Annotated in this window: 3 protein-coding genes, 2 tRNA genes and 3 pseudogenes; 6 read left to right on the top strand and 2 right to left on the bottom strand. The window is 58.5% G+C overall.

From position 1 onward, the window contains the following. The 3 genes and pseudogenes from XpopCFBP1817_RS22360 to XpopCFBP1817_RS20450 form a co-directional block, all read left to right on the top strand. Positions 1–205, top strand: a pseudogene (locus tag XpopCFBP1817_RS22360) (hypothetical protein); the annotation flags it as partial. Between the two features lie 289 nt (positions 206–494). Beyond that, positions 495–568, top strand: a tRNA-Cys gene (locus tag XpopCFBP1817_RS20455). Between the two features lie 126 nt (positions 569–694). After that, positions 695–770, top strand: a tRNA-Gly gene (locus XpopCFBP1817_RS20450). Between the two features lie 129 nt (positions 771–899). Here the strand turns inward: XpopCFBP1817_RS20450 and XpopCFBP1817_RS23445 are convergent. Both XpopCFBP1817_RS23445 and XpopCFBP1817_RS23440 read right to left on the bottom strand, forming a co-directional pair. Further along, positions 900–1,211, bottom strand: coding sequence for a 4'-phosphopantetheinyl transferase superfamily protein (locus XpopCFBP1817_RS23445; protein ID WP_244171284.1), 312 nt, complete (start codon positions 1,209–1,211; stop codon positions 900–902). Further along, on the bottom strand, positions 1,208–1,501 hold the full coding sequence (locus XpopCFBP1817_RS23440; RefSeq protein ID WP_244171285.1) for a hypothetical protein: 294 nt from the start codon (positions 1,499–1,501) through the stop codon (positions 1,208–1,210). Before XpopCFBP1817_RS23440 ends, XpopCFBP1817_RS23445 begins: the two co-directional genes overlap by 4 nt. Here XpopCFBP1817_RS23440 and XpopCFBP1817_RS23435 point away from each other — a divergent pair. From XpopCFBP1817_RS23435 to XpopCFBP1817_RS20440, 3 genes and pseudogenes are all read left to right on the top strand, one after another. After that, complete coding sequence (locus XpopCFBP1817_RS23435) at positions 1,427–1,690, top strand: hypothetical protein (protein ID WP_244171286.1); 264 nt, start codon at positions 1,427–1,429, stop codon at positions 1,688–1,690. The two genes, XpopCFBP1817_RS23440 and XpopCFBP1817_RS23435, sit on opposite strands and share 75 nt — an antisense overlap. Positions 1,691–1,910: 220 nt before the next feature. Further along, positions 1,911–2,008, top strand: a pseudogene (locus XpopCFBP1817_RS23430) (helix-turn-helix domain-containing protein); the annotation flags it as partial. 1 nt (position 2,009) lies between these two features. Continuing rightward, positions 2,010–2,352: pseudogene (locus XpopCFBP1817_RS20440) on the top strand (transposase family protein); the annotation flags it as partial. Between the last annotated feature and the right edge of the window lie 75 nt (positions 2,353–2,427).

Here is a 2,427-nt window from a genome sequence, read left to right as displayed (position 1 = left end):
CGAATTCATCTGCACGCAGTGGACATCCGAACCCGAGCGGTTCAAGGTGGACCCGATCCATCTAATGCCGGGACTGAACACGCTATTTTTTCAGTCTTTTGATGGTTCGGAAGGTGCGCCGTCATGCGGCTACCCAATGCTCAAGGCGGTGGACGACGAGCAGATGTTTGAGACATCGCTCAACCCTGCGCGCTCGATCCGGTAGGCAAGCCCGATTACGCCCAGGTGTGAAGCTGCCAGACAGGCGGCATGGACATCGCATCATGCGATTGCCGCCGTCAGCCCGCCGTGGCGCGCCCAATCATTCCCCTTGGCGTCTACGCCAAACACGGCTACAATAGAGGCGGTTCCAACGTCGGGGACAGCGGAAAATCTGTTGCAACACAATAGGTTGGACGCATCCAACCAGTTTGCAGTTGCTGCCTTTAGACGAATAGGCACCCTTTCGCTCTGCTTTAGTTGTTACAAAGAAATTGGTGTGGAATGCGATGTTTGGCCTGGTGGTAGAGTGGTTATGCAGCGGACTGCAAATCCGCGTACGCCGGTTCAATTCCGGCCCAGGCCTCCACACCGCACGTTGTCTTAGTCACACCTTAGGTGCCGGTTCGCAAGCGGGTGGCACCGCAGGAAACAGCTAGCTGATGGTGTGAAGTGACTAGCGTAATGATGTGACAAGCTGTAAAATTTTCTCCACGCGGGAATAGCTCAGTTGGTAGAGCGCAACCTTGCCAAGGTTGAGGTCGCGAGTTCGAGTCTCGTTTCCCGCTCCAGATCATAACAACGGAATCTCAGAATTCAGTTGATCACTCAAAAGGGCCTGAAGGCCCTTTTTTGTTACGTCAGATTTGTGCAGGCGCACTTTGTTTCCGCGTCAGTGACTCAACGTTATGCGGCAAGACTTACCAGAAGCGGTAAGTGATCACCGTCTGCGGATCGACAGAACCGAAGCTGATATCGCACAGATGCCCGCTCGGCAGATCCGGGCATACATGCTCGCTAAACTGAAAATGGACCCATCCCGCAAGCGGATCTAGTGCCACCAGGTGCGCACAGGAAAAATCGAAGTAGCGCCCTACCGCTGAAAAACTCGCCTTGAACAGACTTTCCTTGGCAGAGAAGACGATGGTCAGCAACACTTCCAGTGGCCAGTCAGTGGACGCGCAGATCGCCTGCAACAGCGCCAGCTCCGAGCTATCCACGACAGTGCTCAACAACGCCTCGCGTGCGTCAGCGCCGACCACGTGCTCCAGATCGATGCCGATACCACGCCATCTGCCGGATGATGCGATCTGCCGGATGATGCGGCCGCCGCAGCGGCCAACTGATTGGTGTGCGAGATGCTGCCGATCACCTGCGCCGGCCATATCGGTTCACGCGAGCTGCCTGTGGCGATGTAGGGATACGTGCCGGTGACGACCAGTGCCTGATGCTGCAAGGCCTGTCGTGCAGCAAGCCGACCAAAGAAATACTCGGCTTGGCGTTTACGAACGCTACGGGCAATCGTGTCAGGGCACGCGATGTTGAAGATGCCGAATGCTTCGAGCGAAAACTGCTCAAGTTCGAATGGCAGGACCTGCAAGATCAGTGTGCCAACGTCCAGGCAGGGCAGGGCGTACTGCCAACGCGCGTGCAATGCCTCAATCGAATCGATGGCTTGACGGCTGGCTGGAGGCGTGCACCTGGTCAATAGAACGAACTGCATGCCGTCATCGGGCTGGTCGCCTCACGTGCTGGACATCATCGACGTCTTCAACTTCGTCCGGCCTACCTGTCTGCGGACACATCTGCGCTAACGACGGCTGCGACCGGGCGAAAGGGCGGGCAAGTTCAACGTTGAATCGCAACACCAACGGTTGTGAAGCGGTCCAGGCGACCTGGCCTGAGCCACTTCACCGCCAAGTGGAGTGCCCATGTCATCCAGTCGCCTGGACCTGTCCGAACGATGACGTCTCCATGCGTTGCACGAAACCGGGCTGTCGCTGCGTGCGCTCGCCGATGCCTTGGAACGNCTGATCAGGCGCAACGCGCGAGTCAACAGCGGCGCACGCAAGCAAGCGCTCGCGCATCGGTGCCGAGCGCATCGCGCAGATCGAGGTCTTGTTGGCCGAGCACTTCAGTCCCGAACAGATCGCCGGCTGCACCGGCTTGGCCAGTCACGACTGGATCTATCGGCACATGTATGCCGACCAGCGATATGGTGGTCAGCTGTTCGCGCACTTGCGTCGACGCCGCCGCAACCGCCGTCGGCAGGGCGTACGCGATGGCCGTGGCCAGCTGAAGCACCGGCGCAGCTGGGTAGAACGCCCGGCCGTCGGGGAGCAGCGTAGCCGCATTGGCGATTGGGAGTTGGACCCTGAGGTATCCCCACGTTTTTCAGCCCATGACCATCTGGTTGTAGACGTGTTCGGGCAGTGTGCGTAATCGCTC

Origin of the sequence: Xanthomonas populi (assembly GCF_002940065.1) — a bacterium.
In the GTDB taxonomy this organism is placed as follows: domain Bacteria; phylum Pseudomonadota; class Gammaproteobacteria; order Xanthomonadales; family Xanthomonadaceae; genus Xanthomonas; species Xanthomonas populi.
Note: the sequence above shows the minus strand (reverse complement) of the source record. Positions and strands in the feature narration are given on the sequence as shown.

What these genes read in the sequence shown, in the direction of transcription:
- XpopCFBP1817_RS23435 (WP_244171286.1), top strand. Translation starts at nt 1,427, where the DNA reads ATGCTGCAAGGCCTGTCGTGCAGCAAGCCGACCAAAGAAATACTCGGC.